This window comes from Runella defluvii (genome assembly GCF_014195535.1).
Lineage (GTDB): Bacteria > Bacteroidota > Bacteroidia > Cytophagales > Spirosomataceae > Runella > Runella defluvii.
On sequence record NZ_JACIBY010000011.1, the window covers coordinates 125,285 to 141,379 of the forward strand.

At 46.5% G+C, this 16,095-nt stretch carries 11 protein-coding genes; 2 read left to right on the top strand and 9 right to left on the bottom strand.

Annotation, left to right across the window (positions count from 1 at the left end):
* From FHS57_RS22305 to kduD, 8 genes are all read right to left on the bottom strand, one after another.
* Window positions 1-891 carry a sugar phosphate isomerase/epimerase family protein gene (locus FHS57_RS22305; RefSeq protein WP_183977542.1) on the bottom strand — a complete coding sequence of 297 codons (891 nt, stop codon included), beginning with the start codon at window positions 889-891 and terminating at the stop codon, window positions 1-3.
* Window positions 892-995: 104 nt separating this feature from the next.
* Window positions 996-2,132, bottom strand: coding sequence for a sialidase family protein (locus FHS57_RS22310; RefSeq protein WP_183977544.1), 1,137 nt, complete (start codon window positions 2,130-2,132; stop codon window positions 996-998).
* 387 nt (window positions 2,133-2,519) lie between these two features.
* A complete protein-coding gene (locus tag FHS57_RS22315) occupies window positions 2,520-4,421 on the bottom strand; it encodes a pectinesterase family protein (protein ID WP_183977547.1) in 1,902 nt (633 codons plus the stop codon).
* Between the two features lie 4 nt (window positions 4,422-4,425).
* The gene (pelA, locus tag FHS57_RS22320; RefSeq protein WP_183977549.1) at window positions 4,426-5,532 is read right to left on the bottom strand and encodes a pectate lyase; all 1,107 of its coding nucleotides are present in this window, start codon (window positions 5,530-5,532) and stop codon (window positions 4,426-4,428) included.
* A 2-nt stretch (window positions 5,533-5,534) separates the two neighbouring features.
* Window positions 5,535-7,325: a RagB/SusD family nutrient uptake outer membrane protein gene (locus tag FHS57_RS22325; protein WP_183977551.1), complete on the bottom strand. Its 1,791-nt coding sequence runs from the start codon at window positions 7,323-7,325 to the stop codon at window positions 5,535-5,537.
* Window positions 7,326-7,368: 43 nt separating this feature from the next.
* The gene (locus tag FHS57_RS22330) at window positions 7,369-10,560 is read right to left on the bottom strand and encodes a SusC/RagA family TonB-linked outer membrane protein (protein ID WP_183977553.1); all 3,192 of its coding nucleotides are present in this window, start codon (window positions 10,558-10,560) and stop codon (window positions 7,369-7,371) included.
* Window positions 10,561-10,596: 36 nt separating this feature from the next.
* Window positions 10,597-11,427, bottom strand: a complete 831-nt coding sequence (gene kduI, locus FHS57_RS22335) for a 5-dehydro-4-deoxy-D-glucuronate isomerase (protein WP_183977555.1) — start codon at window positions 11,425-11,427, stop codon at window positions 10,597-10,599.
* Window positions 11,428-11,470: 43 nt separating this feature from the next.
* Window positions 11,471-12,232 (bottom strand): 2-dehydro-3-deoxy-D-gluconate 5-dehydrogenase KduD, encoded by a 762-nt coding sequence (gene kduD / locus FHS57_RS22340; RefSeq protein WP_183977557.1) that lies wholly within the window; start codon window positions 12,230-12,232, stop codon window positions 11,471-11,473.
* A gap of 276 nt (window positions 12,233-12,508) precedes the next feature.
* Between kduD and FHS57_RS22345 the strand changes: the two genes are divergently transcribed.
* Entirely contained in the window at window positions 12,509-13,537 is a 1,029-nt protein-coding gene (locus tag FHS57_RS22345) for a LacI family DNA-binding transcriptional regulator (RefSeq protein WP_183977559.1), read from the top strand.
* A 60-nt stretch (window positions 13,538-13,597) separates the two neighbouring features.
* On the top strand, window positions 13,598-14,815 hold the full coding sequence (locus FHS57_RS22350) for an N-acetylmuramoyl-L-alanine amidase (protein ID WP_183977561.1): 1,218 nt from the start codon (window positions 13,598-13,600) through the stop codon (window positions 14,813-14,815).
* Between the two features lie 19 nt (window positions 14,816-14,834).
* Here the strand turns inward: FHS57_RS22350 and FHS57_RS22355 are convergent, their stop codons facing one another.
* Complete coding sequence (locus tag FHS57_RS22355; protein WP_183977562.1) at window positions 14,835-16,019, bottom strand: hypothetical protein; 1,185 nt, start codon at window positions 16,017-16,019, stop codon at window positions 14,835-14,837.
* Window positions 16,020-16,095 lie beyond the last annotated feature (76 nt).

Here is a 16,095-nt window from a genome sequence, read left to right on the forward strand (position 1 = left end):
TTAAGAGGTTTGGAAAACAGACTTGATGTATTGGGTATTTGCTCCAAAATTTTTCTTGACGTTGTGCGGCTCTTTGGCATCGCGGGAACGCTCAATAACCAGCCAGCCTTCCCATTTCATCTCATCGAGGGTTTGTTTTACTTTTTTAAGGTCGAGGCGGGTATTATGCTCAAGCCAAACGCCATCCTCATCCGTACAATGAATCTGGCAAATGCGCTTGCGACCCAGTAGTTTAAGCTCTTTCATCAAATCACGTCCTGCCTTGAGCGGATTGGAAAAATTGAAATAGATTTGGATGTGTTTTGAACCTATTTCTTTCAAAAGTTCTACTTCGCCTTGAGCATCCAACGACGTTTCGATGCCAATCACCACTCCTGCTTTTTTGGCCATTTGCCCTACTACTTTGAGTCGTTCTACGATGGCAGGGCGTAATTCGGGGTTTTGTACCAAATCTCCCTGAACACCCAATGGCAAAAAGCCCACTTTCACATTCATGGCCTTCATGGTATCGATGCAGTCTTGCACCATGCGCTGGTAAGTGGGGCGCGTCGCAAACGATTGGGCATAAAAACCCGTCATTGCCAGCGAACAAATCTCCAGTTGAAGCTCTTTGGCTTTGTCCAAAAACTGCTGGCGCACTTCTGGCCTAGCTAATTGGCTATCAAAGGTTTCCCGATTACCCAAACCTCCCATGTCGATTTCTACACCGTCGGCGCCAATCTCTTTGGTTAGCTGGAAAGCACTTAATTTTTGGCGTTTCAAAATCATCAAATCCACCACCGCTACTTTGTAACGGAGACTTGAACCCGCCCACCCACGCGTCCCTCCCAATAGCATACTTGCAATTAGCACACTACTTTGTTTCAGGAATTGACGACGATGGGTGAGCATGGGTACTTATTTATGGTTATTAGAGGATTCGGTTAATTGGGTAATTTGAAAATGGTGTAACTAAAATCATTTTCAAATTGCCGAATTATCACATTTTCAAATTATTACTCTTTCGCGGCTTCAATTGGTTGGGGCGCTTTATAGCCCTCCAAAGCGGGCCATTGGCCGTCTTTGATAGGCACTAATTTTAGCTTCTTGGGGTTGACCACCGCGTGTTTGATGCGTTGGCGACGCCACGTATAAATCACGTGAATCATCCCATCGGACGTCTGAATCACCGACGGATACGAATACTGACTAATGGGCGAATCTTCCAAAATCACCGCTGCGGCCCATTTTTTCCCATCTTTTGAAACAGAAAGATGCAAGGGCGTACGAGGGCCTTTGGCCAAATCCCCTGGAGGCAATACGTGATTGTAAACCAGCGCATGACGGCCGTCTTTGAGCGTTACAGCATCAGTACCAGAGTTGTTATTGGGTAAACTTGATTTAGTCAATTCCGACCAAGTCTCGCCATTGTCATTTGACCATGCTTCCACTAATGCGCGGTTTCGGCTGCGCGCCAATATCTGCAATTTGCCTTTGCCGTGGTCTAAAATGCTCGGTTGAATGGCGTTGAGGGTTTTGCCGTCGTTGATGGGGCCTATTTTTCGCCACGTTTTGCCAAAATCGGGCGTTACCTCAAAATGAATTTGCCAACCGCCTTTGCCTTCGGTGCTGGTTGGGCTCATCAAATTTCCGTTGGAAAGCAACACGGGCTTGTTTTTAATCGGGCCTAAAAATCCTTCGGGCAGGGCTTTAGCGTCTGACCACGTAAGGCCACCGTCCGAAGAGGTCTTCAACCAGCCTTTCCATTCCGACGGGCTTGGGCCAATTTTGTAGAACAACATCAAGTCGCCCTTCGGAATTTGGTACAAAACGGGATTCCAACACGCATAGCGAAGTTTGTCGTTGACCACGCCATCGGCTACGTTCTGGGGAGCGGTCCACTTACCATTTACTTGACGACTCACCCAAATACATACGTCGGGATTACGTTCTTTGGTCCCCCCAAACCAAGCCGCGACCAACCCTTTGGGCGTTTCGGCGATGGTTGAAGCGTGGCTTTCAGGGAAAGGTGCTGTTTCAAAAACAAATTCATCTACCACTACTCCCGACTGCCATTTGGCCAATTGCGAAAAAGCAGCTTGAGTAACGACTAAGCAGAAGAAAAAAGGAATAAAAAAACGTTGGATTACCATGAAAACAAAAGCTAATTGTGTTATTTTTTTTGGTTAACTACTCCCGACAAACGAAGAAAAAAGCAATAAAAACAAAAACAAATGAAAGGATTTCCTTTTTTCTTTTGAGGTCATTTATCGTTTTTCTCCGCCAATGGACTCATCAGAGCTTCATTGTGTTGAGGTGGGTTCTTGAAAAAGGGCTTTTTGAGCCATTTTAAGGGGTTTTTGCAATTTTTCAAGAATTACCCTCCGAAACCTGATGACAATTATACTTTTTTTAAAAAAACTAACCCTCCTGAACTGTCTGCTTGAATAGAACTTTAACCCTATTTAGTAGCAATAAAAAAGGGAGCAGAGCGCTCCCTTTCTCGAAAAAATACGAAACTATGGTTTGGTTAAAAAAGGCTATTTAATTTTCGTTTCAAAAACCTTGTTTAAGAACCGAACGCTGTGGTTCAAGACGGGTTCAAACCACGGATGAAACAGTACAAATGTATGCGGCGCGTCGGGAAAAGAATGGACTTCGGAATAGATATGAAGTGCATCCAGTTTTCGTCGCATGTCGTCACGACCAGCGTGCATACGATCTACGGAACTATTCACAAACAAAATAGGAGGCGTGTTTTTGTCCACGTGATTGAGGGCGCCTGCTTCGTGCCAAAGCTCAGGCTTTTGGGTTTTGTTGTAGCCAAACCAATACGTAGCGGCCGAAATTCCTTTACTGTCGTCGCCCTCTCCCGATTCGGGATGAATAAAGGCCAAGGTTCCATCCAAATCAACAATGGCGTTGACTCGGCTTGAGAAAGCCATGTACTCGCCTTGGCTTCCCTCAAAAGCGGGATTATCGTTGGTTGTCCCCAGCAAAGCCGCCAATTGCCCTCCCGCCGAAAAGCCCAAAGAGGCAATTTTATTGGGGTCAATCTGGTATTTTTTGGCATTGGCACGCATCCAACGTACCGCCGCTTTCAAGTCATGAACGGCAGCGGGGTACAAGACTTCGGTCGAAAGGCGGTACTCAACTGTTACGGCTACAAAACCTTGTTCCGCCAGTTTTTGCGCCAAAGGCACGTGGTGCGTACGGTCGCCCGAACGCCAGCCACCGCCATGAATCACCAACACCGCTGGGCGAGGTTTCTTGGACTTGCTTTTGGGATAAAACACATCTAACTGCAAATTGCGAGTACCTACCGAACAATAGGTCACATTCCGTTCTTCTGCTACTGAAATTGGCAGCGGAAAGGATACTTTAGAGGCACTTGGGTACTGTTTTTGAAGTTGAGAAAAAGCTTTGGGTACGTTAAACGAAGTATCAGGGACGTTGGTCAAGCCAAAGGTCAACAACGGCCCTTGCGGATTCCAATTATCTTTCCCTGCAAGCACCTTCCAAATCGTATATTTTTGGGCTTCGATTTCGGTCAACTGTTTTGACCATGCCACTCGTTTTGAGGCAATAGCACCCGCACCTTTTGAACCATATTCGGCATAAAAAGCGGTTTTTTCGGCATGAACCTTATCCCAATTATGCCAGCCTTCGGGCTTCACCACGTTCGACATCGTACAGTTCAAAAACACCGTTTGGGCATAATCTCGCCACGGCCGTCCCAAATACACACTTGCCTCGGGCGATTCGCCATCGAGCGTGCATTCGTTAAACACAAAACCGTGGGCTTGTCCTTGCGGCGTAGAGGCTGCCGTGTAGTAGCCACCTTGCAACTTTGAGCGTATGTGGCATTGTTGAAAATAGGCCGTTGCCCAGCCAAAAATAAAATCGACCGTTCCTTCAATGTAACAGTTTTGGTAATACTGCCGCGTTCCTTCTCGCTTGGGATAGAGCGTATCTTGGCATCCTAAAAACCGACAATTGATAAAACGAGCACGGTCACCATCGACCAACATAGCCACAGCCTGCCCGACGGGGCCTGCGGAGTTGGCAAAGGTGATATTGATGGCCGTAAAATCGTTGGCAACGATGCGCGTCGAAGTGGAGGTAGTGGTTCCGAGTTTTACGCCTTGTGGGTTTATTTTTCCCGAAAAATCATCGTACGTCAAAATCGTACCTTCGGGGTCTTCTCCCATGATAGTCACGTGGTTTTTGGTCGAATCAAGCGTCAGTTTTTCTTTGTAAACCCCTTTTTTGATACGAATGAGCACGTCTTTCGTATTATTGAGCGGGATAGCATTAAATGCTGCCTGCACGGTTGTAAAGTCCCCCGACCCGTCTTGGGCAACAATTAGGAGGTTCTTAGGGGTTGTTTGAGCCAACACCGACCCCGCCAACAGAAGACATAACAAAAGGACGTTTCTCATGTTTTTATTTATTTCCCCATTTTTGAACCCAATTTGGGTACTCCGTTGATAAAAGCTTAGCAGGCCAATTTCCATAGTAGGCATAGCCCACGCGGCGTTCGTTTTCGATTTCGGCCAAAGTCGCCCTTGGGACACTATCCCGCCCCGTAAAAAAGGGTTTATTGGTATCGAGGTTGTAAAAACGTGCCCACAAGGTCGAGTTAGGGTCGGCGACCACGATACGGTCTTTTCCCTTTGGCTGCGACGCATCCACGATGTTATCCACCCGAATTCCAACGATTTTGACGGATTCCAACCACGCCACCGCCGACGTAATAGCTCTTTTGATTTCGGGCGAAGGGTTGTCGATGGCCATCAAAAACTGGACGATACCTACGCTTTCATTGCCGCTTAGTGAGGCTAGCTCAAACGCCCGTGCCTTGGCTGGGAGTAAGGTTTTACGGTCGTGCTGGGCACACCAAGCCATGAGTTTTCCATTCTGGACATACTGGGTTTTCAGGATGCAGTCGATTCCCTTTGTCATTGCGGCTTTGGCTTGGGGAATCAAGGTTTTTACTGCATCAAAATCGTTTTTTCCCTCGGTAATGTTTTTAAAAATCCACATCACATCCATCATCGCTTGGTCGTTGTACGTGATGTGTTTATGGTATCCACTGGTATCTGGGAAGAACTGTCCCCAGCCTCCTGCGGTATTTTGCGCCGTCAGCAAGTACTTTATTCCATTTTCAGCGGCTTTCAAATACACTGCATTTTGGGTCTTTTTGTAAGCCGACACCAGCGCGTTGATTTCGCGCGTGGTTGCTTTATCGTCGATGGTCGCATCCAGCTTATTTTTATCAGCCAATAAGCTGATTTTCAACGACTCCGAAAGAATGTTGTTATAATTGATGGGGTCTCCTCCTGGCTGCGGCCAACCACCGTTGTTTCGTTGGTACAACAACATCCGCTCAGCGACTGAATCTTTCACAACTTCAACTTGCCGAAAGCTTTGAGCTTTGTCTTTAGGAACTTCAACTTCCCGAAAGCTTTGAGCTTTCGGGAAGTTAGTTCCTGCTTTGCACCCCAGAATGAAGCTACAAAATAGTAAGAAAACAAAAGATATTATTCTCATTATTAATACCCAGGATTTTGCTTCAACTTACCTTGATAAGCATCCACCGTTGCTTGATCGTACGGGAACAATTCGCTTTTACCCGTCACAAAGAAACGAGCAATGCCCGCGTGCAATTGCACCCCATCAATAAGGTTAGTCGTTAGGTGCTGACGCCAATCCAAACGCGTCCAACCCGTTGGGGCTGTGGTGGTGGTACTCGGCTTATAGAAAGAGTTTTGCCACTGAATTTCTTCCCCGTTATTTCTCCAAAAAATGTACTGTGGCACGTTGGCGTACGCCCCTTTGGCATCCCGAATGTCTTGGATTTTTTGGCGCGTTTCAGCAATTTTTTGCGCTAATAAATTCCAACGAATCAGGTCAAATTTACGAATCCCTTCGCTCCCAAACTCAAGATAACGCTCATTGACGATGGCGTCAAAAAAGCCCGCTTTGTCCGTAGGAGTTTTTCCTATTTTGGTTTCATTTCCTTTGTAAGCTCTCTTGCGAACCTCTTCAAAAGCCGAAATGGCTGCCGCTGTTGGTCCTCCGTTCAATTCATTTTCTGCTTCGGCAAACATCAACAAAACATCGGCAAAACGAATCAACGGCCAGTTGTATCCTACGTTTAGGGCTGTTCCTGGCAACAATGGATTCCGCCAATCTTTACGGAATTTACCATCCGTAATTTCACCCAAACGGCGCGGAGACTTGACGTTCGTTGCAGCCACAGCATACAATGTTGTCGTTACATCACGACGCGTATCGGTAGAGTCAAAGGCATAAAAATAGTTAGGCAACACTAATAGACCACCGCCTCCTGTACCATAACGCGACGAAGCATTGACCGATGGGCCGTTGTAATTCCCCATGCGGCTATCCGAGGTTGAATTTGACCCTCCAGCCCCTACTTCAAAAATAATTTCGCCGTAAGGGTCGTAGGTAAACGAAGTCAACTTACGCCAAACATCCTCGAAACTAGGGTTAAGCGTGTGTTCAGTACGTTTTGCCAACAAATCGGCGCACTCATCACGCGCAATTTTGATGTACGTTTGGTAATCGGCATTACGCTCAATTTTACCATTACTACGCAACGAATACCCGCCGCGAAACATGGCTAACTTCGCTCGAAGCGCTTTTACCGCCCCTTTTGTCACGCGTTCGTTGCGCACAGGAATTTCGGTTCTCCAAGGCACAAGGTCGGTAGCCACTTTGAGGTCATCAATGAGTTTTTTATACGTCTCATCACGGTCAGACTGCGGTATAAACAAATCAGTTTGTTTGTAAGCTGGCGTAAACGGTGCAGGCACATCGCCCCAGTTACGAAGCAATTCAAACATAAATTGTGCTCTGAGCGTCAGCACTTCTCCGTGCAAACGACGTAGTTCTTTTTTATCTGCTTCACTACCGTTGTTGTAAAGCGCCATTTGTGGAATTTGTTCGATGCACAAATTGGCTTTTTCAATCCCACGGTACAATTGCAAAAAAGGGTTACGAATTTCGGTATTGGTCAACAACAACTGATAACGGCCAATACCACGGCGACCGTTGTCGATATTTCCCGACACAATCATTTCGTCCGAATCGTACGGATAATACATGTTGATACGGATTCCGTAGCCATTGTCGCCCATGAGTTCGTCATAAACACCAATCACAGCGTTGGTGGCATTGGCAAGGTTAGAAAACGCGTCCGAAATGCTAATTTGAGACTTTGGTTGTACTTCCAAGAACTCCTTGCAACCCGTCACCATCGTCATTGTTATGGCAAACGGAATTCCCAAGGTGGCTATTTTTTTGAGTAATTTATTCATTTCTATCAAAGTTAGAATGTCTTAAAATCAGTTTTAGTGCGTGTTAGAAGGTTACATTTACCCCAACTACCCACGTTTTTGCCCGAGGATAGCCTGCAAAATCAACCCCTTGCGTCAATGGGTCTGCACGGCGCGTATTCACTTCTGGGTCATAGCCTGTGTACTTCGTAAAAGTGGCTAGGTTGTTGACCGTTGCATACGCTCTAAAACGCGAAATCTTGATTTTTTTCAACCAGTCATTCGGCAATGAATAGCCTACCGTTAGGTTGTTGACCCGCAAGAAAGAGCCATCTTCGACCGCCCACGAGTGCAACCAATAACGCTGAACCCGCACAGGCGACCAAATCGTCGCATTGGCATTGATTTTGGCCAATTCGGCAGGATCAGTCACTACTGCGCCTTGGTCGTTGATGTTGGTCCAACGGTCTTTCATGAACGACAACATGTTCAAGCTCGGAAATGCACCGTCCGTCATTTCGATTTTGTTGGCGTTGTAAATATCATTGCCCACAACCCAGTTCAAGAACAAGCTCAAATCAAAATTTTTATAAACGACTTGGTTGTTCCATCCTCCGATAAATTTAGGGTTTGCATTCCCAATCACCGTACGGTCTTTGTCGGCCGTAATCAAGCCATCGCCGTCGATGTCTTTCCATTTCAACATTCCTGGCTGCGGAGCTCCATATACTGAGTTAACAGGAATCCCTGGTTTGATGGTATAGGCTTTGGTGGTTTCGTTGTACGTAAAATCGTCGATTTTATAGTAACCGTCCGTTACAAAACCATACATTAACCCTACTGGCTCACCCACTTTTACCAAGTAATCGTCGGTACCATCAGAGCCTTGCCATCCTGAGTTACGCGTTAGTTGGGTTACTGTTCCAAGGCTTGTTACGGTGTTTTTGTTGGTAGAAATGTTAAAGCTTGAGTTCCACGTAATGTCTTTTTTCTGAATAATGTACGCATTCAGCTGCAACTCTACCCCTTTGTTGGTCGTCGAACCTAAGTTCTTGATTTGTGACGAATACCCCGACGTTGGCGGAATGGCTACGGCCAAAAGAAGGTTATTTCCTGAGTTTTTGTAGGCATCAATCGACACTTGGAAGCGATTGTTCAAAAACGAAAGGTCAAGACCGACGTTTTGCGACACGTTTGACTCCCACTTCAAATCTTCGTTGGCCAACGCTACGGGCGCATAGCCTGGCACCACGGTGTGGTTAAGGGCGTATTCGCCCGTTACGCCGTACAATTGTTGGTACAACAAATCACCAATACGGTTGTTCCCCGCTACCCCGTAGCCCAAACGAAGTTTACCATCGGTTAGGATTTGGTTATTTTTCAAGAAATCTTCTTTCGTAAAGCGCCATGCCAACGTACCCGAAGGGAATACCAACGCTCCATTTTCGTACTTAAATTTTGTCGAGCGGTCGGAACGTAACGAGACGGTGGCTAAGTATTTATCATTGTAGCCATAACTTACGCGTCCAAACAACGAAAATAAGCGGTTAGGTGGCGTTTCATTAGAGCTTGGACGTGGCTGAGTAGCTCCCGTAGGTGCAGAACCTAACCCCATATTGGCCAACGCTTGTTCCGCCGAAATATCCGTCGGGAAATAACGCGTCTCCATCAAGGTGCTCTTTGAGGCATTATGATAAATTTCTTGCCCTACAATCACGTTCAAGTCGTGTTTATTGTCAAACTTCTTGGCGTACTGCAAGGTATTTGAGTTATTGATGGTCACCGTTCCTTGTTGTAAAATCGACGCTACGGGCTGCGACGCGTAGTTGCGAGCCGTTCCCGTGATTTTGCTCCAAAAAGAGTTCGTTTGCGCATCGTTGTTATCAATACCAACGGTTGTTTTAAAGGTCAAATTCTTCAAGATAGAATAGCTCGCATAGCCGCTCAAGTTGATGGCTTTGGTATAGGCTTTACGGTATTCGGCTTGGGTCATCAAAATAGGATTCACCAAGTTTCCTGACGAGATATACAGGTTTTCGTCAAAGTCATCTACCTCTGGCTGAGCAGCTACCAACAAAGGACGGTATTGCACCGAGTGACGTAGGCGGTTGGTTGATTTGGTACCGCTTGCCGTTGTACCTGCCCCGCTCACCGTCTGGTTCAAATAACGAACGTTAAAGCCTAAACGTAACTTATCATTGGCTTTGTGATCCATCTTGAACGTAGCTAAATAACGGTCAAACCCTGACTCTAACAACACGCCGTCTTCACGGTTGGCGGTTAAGCTTAGGTTGTAGTTGGTATTGGCATTGCCTCCGTTTACGTTCAAGTTATGATTTTGGTACTGAGCTCTCCGACCAAACACTTCTTCTTGCCAATCAATGGGCGTAACGGTTTTGTACTGATTGATGTTTTCCCACGTTCCGTACATGTCCGAAAAGCTTTTTTCGGCAGTGGCATCGTTGCGACTACGTTCGTATTGCCAACGCACAAAATCGTACGGGCTCATCACATCCATTTTTTTAAAGATTTCGCGGAAACCGACCGACCCGTTATAGCTAACGGTCGTTTTACCGTTTTTACCCGATTTGGTGGTGATAATAACTACCCCGTTGGCACCACGTGCTCCATAGATAGCAGTGGTGGACGCATCTTTCAATACGTCAATGGTTTCGATGTCTTGGGGAGATAAAAAACTAAGTGCGTTTTCTACCTGAATCCCGTCCACAATATAAATCGGTGAGTTGTCTTGGGTAATCGAACCACCCCCACGAATACGAATCTGAATATCAGCGCCTGGTGCTCCTTCTGAAGTCGTTACGCGAACCCCAGCTAAACGTCCTGTAAGGGCTTCGGCCGCATTGGTCAACGGAATATCTTTCAATTGTTTTGCGCCAACTGACGATACCGAACCCGTCAGGTCGCGGCGATTAATGGCTTCTCCATAACCAATAACCACCACTTCTTCGAGCATTTTTTGGTCGGTTTTTAACGCAACAGACACGTCCGAACGAGCGCCTAAGACGACCGTTTCGGGCAAATACCCTACGAAACTGAAAATAATCGCCGTTTCTTTTTTGTCGGGAACGTTAATCGTAAACTTCCCGTCCGTATTGGTCGTCGTTCCTACCGACGAGCCTTTAACCAAGATACTTACCCCTGGCAGGGTTTCGCCTGTATTGCTGTCGGTTACGGCCCCCGTCACCCGACGGTTTTGCGACCATCCCACCGACATGCAACCCAGCAGTAACAGCAGTGTGAATAATTGTTTTTTCATATCAAGTGTTAGTTAAATTAAGTAAGTGAGCAATCGTTATCGTAATGAAAGAATAGGCACTCCGTCCATATCGGTAAAGTCTTTGTTTTCACCCGCCATGCCCCAAATGAATGAGTAACTCGACGTACCACAGCCAGAATGTACCGACCACGGTGGCGAAATAATGGCTTGGTGGTTGGCTACCCACAGGTGACGCGTTTGGGTAGGCTCACCCATCAAATGCAACACGGCATGGTTTTCAGGAATATCAAAATAGCAGTACGCTTCCATACGGCGGTCGTGGGTGTGCGACGGCATGGTATTCCACACACTTCCTGGCTGAAGCACCGTGAGCCCCATGACCAACTGGCAACTCTGAATCCCACCTTCGTGGATGTATTTGTAGATGGTACGATGATTAGAAGTTTCTAGTGCTCCCAAGGTCACGGGCGATGCTTCCTCTTTGGTAAAAGCGTGATTAGGGTATGTATGGTGCGCTGGCGACGAAAGCAAGAAAAAGCGCGCAGGATTTGTACTATCTTCGCTTTGAAAACTCACTTGCTGCGTACCTTTTCCAAGATACAAACAGCCTAGCTTATCCAACGCAAACGTTTGTCCATCAGCCACTACAGACCCTTTTCCTGCTACGTTGATGATACCCAACTCGCGACGTTCCAGAAAGAAGTTCGCTTTGAGCGCATCGTGGGTTTCGAGCGTTACGTGGGTGGCAACAGGCATCACTCCTCCCGCCAATACGCGGTCATAGTGCGAATAAACCCACGAGATTTGGTCGGGGACAAACAAGGTTTCAATCAAAAAGTTTTCCCGCAACTCCTCGGTGTTCATTTGGGCTACTTCCTTACGGCTACTTTCGTGTCTGATTTGCATTTGGTTCTTTATTTTCAGTCGATTTGTTCGTTTCATAAAAATATTAGCGGCCCATCCAACCACCGTCAACGGTCAGAATGGTTCCGTGGACATAGTCCGAAGCCGACGAGGCTAAAAACACCGCAGGCCCTTTGAAGTCTTCGGGCTGCCCCCAACGAGCCGCAGGAATACGACCCAAAATTGCCGCACTTCGGTCTTCGTCGGCACGGAGTGCCGCCGTGTTGGCCGTAGCAATGTAGCCTGGTGCAATGGCGTTGACGTTGATTCCTTTAGAAGCCCACTCGTTGGCGAGTGCTTTCACCAAGCTTCCGATAGCACCTTTACTCGCGGCATAACTTGGCACATTGATTCCTCCCTGAAAAGTGAGCATTGAAGCCGTAAAAACGATTTTTCCGTAACCGCGCGTTATCATTTCTTTTCCAAATTCTCTCGCCAAAATGAATTGAGCGTCCAAGTTCACCGAAAGAACCTGATCCCAATATTCATCAGAATGCTCCGCCGCTGGGTTTCTCAAAATAATGCCCGCGTTGTTGAATAGAATATCAATGTGAGCAAAATCTTCTTTGACTTGTTTGATAAAACGGTACAGCGAATCTCGGTTTCCTACATCTGCTTGATACGGGCTAAATTTCCGTCCCAATGCCCTGACGGCCTGCTCAATTCCGCTTCCTTCCAAAGGCATTGAACGCGATACGCCCACAATATCAGCCCCCGCTTCAGCCAGCCCAACGGCCATAGCCATGCCGATACCACTATCGCAACCCGATACCAACGCCACTTTACCCGTCAAGTCAAAGTTGTTCATTAAGAATAAATTTTAATTTTTTTTAGAAATTGAACTTGGGTTAATACAACAGCTACTCAGAAAGCAGTAGTCAAGTTTAGTACGCCTTTATAGTACATTACAAATAAATTGTTGACTTTTTTTATGCAATCGTTGTCGGTAACGTTGCCAAAAAGGGGAGTTTTTACTTTCAGGTATTTTTTTTTAGTTACTTTACAAAAAAGTGTATCTTCACCTCTCCAAATTATTTCCGTCATTATCGAGGGGATAAATTGTACAAAACCAACATCTAGGACTGTGGAAGTGATTACTATAAAAGACATAGCGAAAGCACTCAACCTTTCGACCTCAACTGTTTCGAGGGCATTGCGGGGGAGTTATGAAATTAACCCTGAGACCAAACGCCTCGTGATGGAATATGCCGAACGCATGAACTATCGCCCCAACCCCATCGCGCTTAGCCTAAAAGAAAACCGAAGCCGTTCGATTGGAATCATTATTCCCGAAATCGCCAACAACTTCTTTTCTCAAGCCATCAATGGGATGGAGTCAATTGCGTATAACCGCGGCTACCACGTTGTTATTTCCCAAAATCACGAATCGTACGAACGCGAACTCGTCAATACGCAGTACCTTGCCCAACGTCGCGTAGATGGCCTCATCGTGTCACTATCGGGTGAAAGCAACGACTTGGAGCACTTTAAAGAATTGCAGTCCAAAGGGCTTCCGATTGTTTTTTTTGACCGCGTTCCGCAAGATTACATCACCCATAAAGTGAGCGCCGACAACTTTGTGGGTGCCTACGAAGCCACGGCTCACTTGATTCAACAAGGTTTTAGAAAAATCGCCCACCTGACCAGTCCCTCTTGGTTATCAATTACTTACGAGCGACTTGAGGGCTACAAAAAGGCACTACAAAACCACGGAATACCGATTGAAGAATCGTACATCAAGTACTGTAGCCACGGTGGGATGATTCCCGAAGAAGTGGAAAAAGCCGTCCTCGAACTCATTCATCATCCCGAACGCCCCGACGCGATTTTTTCCGCAGGCGACCGCCTTACTACTTCGTCGATGTCGCTCATCAAACGCGAAGGCTTACGCATTCCCGAAGACATTGCCATCGTTGGGTTTACCAACCTCATTTCCGCGCATTTGCTTAGTCCTGCACTCAGTGCCGTTACGCAACCTGCCTACGAGATGGGACAATTAGCCACCGAATTTTTGATTGATTTAATCGAACGTCCCAAGAGTACCATCCGTTTCGAAACCAAGCGTTTGGAAACTAAATTGGTCATTCGGGAATCGTCGCTAAAACCTGCCTAATGGTATCTTCCTTTTTATTTGGAGTAAGATTTTGCGTACTTTTAGCCAAATCTTACTCCCATGCCCCGTCTGTTTTATAGCCTCTTTCTTGTCTTTTTTTACTACACTGGTTCCGCCCAGCTTCGCGATACACTTTACCAATTTCGCCCCGACTCGGCCGTTTTTGTTCGTACCAAAGGCCCGTTGGCCTACCTCAATTATGGCCTGGGCGAAGACCGTCTAGGAGGAGCCAAAATGGGGTATTTGGATTCACTGGTTTTGCTGAAAGTAACAGGACGTTACAAAGACCAATACCGCGTTCGACTGACTTCTACGCTATCCGCTTGGATTCCACAAAACCTTACCCGTCGCGATACCATCGTCAAACCACCAATTCAGTATTTAACAACTTCGTGGAGAACGTGGGGCGATGACCGCTTTGACTATATTTCTATTCCACTCACGGAGCGCCTTCCGTATCGGAGTTGGCAAGAAATGAATCCTTCGCGGATTGTCGTTGATATTTTTGGCGCAACCACCAATACCAACTGGATTACGCAGTTCAAGTCCGCCACCGAAATCAAGAACGTTGATTATGAACAACTTGCCGATGAGCATTTGCGCATAACCATCCAACTAGCCCACGGCCAACACTGGGGATATCGGATTGGGTACGAAGGGCGCCGCCTTGTGATTCGCGTCAAACACCAACCCGAAAAACTCAAACTCGGGGAGCTTACCGTGGCCATTGACGCAGGCCACGGAGGCAGTAATTTGGGCGCGCGTGGTTTGCGCTCAAAGCAATGGGAAAAAGACCTGAATTTGAGCATCGCTTTACACCTCAAAAAAGAACTGGAAGGCAAAGGGGCACGCGTGCTCATGACCCGAACCAACGATACGCTTTTTAACAACACTGACCGCATTGTACATTTCCGCGCGCTTCAACCCGATTTGTTGATTAGTATTCATAACAATGCCGCAGGAGATACCACCAAAACGCGTGGAACAAGTACGTACTACAAACACATTGGCTACCGACCACTAAGTCAAGCGGTATTGGAGCGGTTACTCGAAATGGGGCTGGTGGAATATGGCAACATCGGGCGGTTCAATTTTGCCCTAAATAGCCCCATCGAATATCCGAATATACTCGTAGAAGGTGCGTTTATGAGTCATCCCGACGACGAAGCGCTGTTGACCGGCGATGATTTTCGCAAAAAAATGGCGAAGCAAATTCGCAAAGGAGTAGAAGATTGGTTAAAAGCTGTCAAACGTAGCGACAAAAAAAGAGGGTTGTGAGCAACCCTCCCCACTGCTTTTAAATCATCGGATGGCGTTTGAACTCTTTGGTACGGTCAAAAAGATAACGATAGGTCGTATGAATTTTGTGAGGTACGCCGCCCAAAAGTTCGGCAAAACGAACCATTTTAGGATTAAAATCGCCAATCCAGTTAAATTCAAGTTCGGTATATTGGTAATTGGGACGCCAAGCCACGCGCGTCGAAGCCAGAGCCATGGCCGACTCCACTCCTCGACCTTGATATTCAGGAATAACGCCAAAAATTACCCCGAAGGCTTTGTAATTTTTCTTCCGAAGCTTGTGGTACAAAAACTTGATTTTCCCTATCAAATCTAGTTTCCCATTGACGTGCTTGAAGATTTGATTCAGTTCGGGAAGCATAATAAAAAACGCCACGGGTTCGCCGTCTCGGTAGCCAAACCACATCATTTCCTCGTCCATGATGGGCTTCATCCGCTGCATAATGGCTTTTGCCTTTTCGGGAGTCATGTCGTCGGTACCGAGGTGTTTTGCCCAAGCTTTGTTATAAACCGTCCGAAAATCTTCCGCAAACTGCCCCAACTGCTTTTTATCGATGTGTTTAAACGAAAATTCTGGATTGTTTAAAATCCGCTCCGCGCGTTCAAAAAACAACATGTTTACCCGCTCCATAAACTTCTCTTTGAACATGTGCAAAAAGAACGTAAGCTGATTGAAGTAGGTCTGAAATCCGTAGGCTTCAAAGAATGTTTGATAATATGGAAAATGATACCCCATTCCGTAGAGAGGTTCTTTGTCAAAACCTTCGGTCAAGAGTCCCCAAAAACGATCGCGTTCGCCAAAGTTAATCGGGCCGTCCATGGCCTCCATGCCTTGTTCTTGCAACCATTTTTTACAAGTATCAAAAAGGGCAAACGCCGCTGCTTGGTCTTCGATGCACTCAAAAAAGCCCATTCCACCCGTCGGTTGGTCGTTTCCTTTCAACACTGTTCCTTGATTGACAAAAGCCGCCACCCTTCCGATGGTCTGCCCTTGGTCGTCCACGGCAATCCACCGAACGCAAGCACCTCCCTTAAAATATTTATTTTTATCGGGGTTAAACGTATCCTCCACGTCTTTATCAAGCGGGCGAATCCAGTAGGGATTATTTTTATAAAGCCGCACGGGTAACATCAAAAACTCGCGCTGATGGGCAGCATCGGTGCCTACTTCAAGAATTTGCATAGTATTTAAAAATCAATCAAAACTAACAACTGAGAGCGAAATTAGGCGATTCTATGCGATAATAGCACATCAAGCC

Excerpts from the sequence above, each read along its gene's own strand:
- FHS57_RS22305 (WP_183977542.1), bottom strand. The coding sequence starts at position 891 with ATGCTCACCCATCGTCGTCAATTCCTGAAACAAAGTAGTGTGCTAATT.
- FHS57_RS22310 (WP_183977544.1), bottom strand. The coding sequence starts at position 2,132 with ATGGTAATCCAACGTTTTTTTATTCCTTTTTTCTTCTGCTTAGTCGTT.
- FHS57_RS22315 (WP_183977547.1), bottom strand. The coding sequence starts at position 4,421 with ATGAGAAACGTCCTTTTGTTATGTCTTCTGTTGGCGGGGTCGGTGTTG.
- pelA (WP_183977549.1), bottom strand. The coding sequence starts at position 5,532 with ATGAGAATAATATCTTTTGTTTTCTTACTATTTTGTAGCTTCATTCTG.
- FHS57_RS22325 (WP_183977551.1), bottom strand. The coding sequence starts at position 7,325 with ATGAATAAATTACTCAAAAAAATAGCCACCTTGGGAATTCCGTTTGCC.
- FHS57_RS22330 (WP_183977553.1), bottom strand. The coding sequence starts at position 10,560 with ATGAAAAAACAATTATTCACACTGCTGTTACTGCTGGGTTGCATGTCG.
- kduI (WP_183977555.1), bottom strand. The coding sequence starts at position 11,427 with ATGCAAATCAGACACGAAAGTAGCCGTAAGGAAGTAGCCCAAATGAAC.
- kduD (WP_183977557.1), bottom strand. The coding sequence starts at position 12,232 with ATGAACAACTTTGACTTGACGGGTAAAGTGGCGTTGGTATCGGGTTGC.
- FHS57_RS22350 (WP_183977561.1), top strand. The coding sequence starts at position 13,598 with ATGCCCCGTCTGTTTTATAGCCTCTTTCTTGTCTTTTTTTACTACACT.
- FHS57_RS22355 (WP_183977562.1), bottom strand. The coding sequence starts at position 16,019 with ATGCAAATTCTTGAAGTAGGCACCGATGCTGCCCATCAGCGCGAGTTT.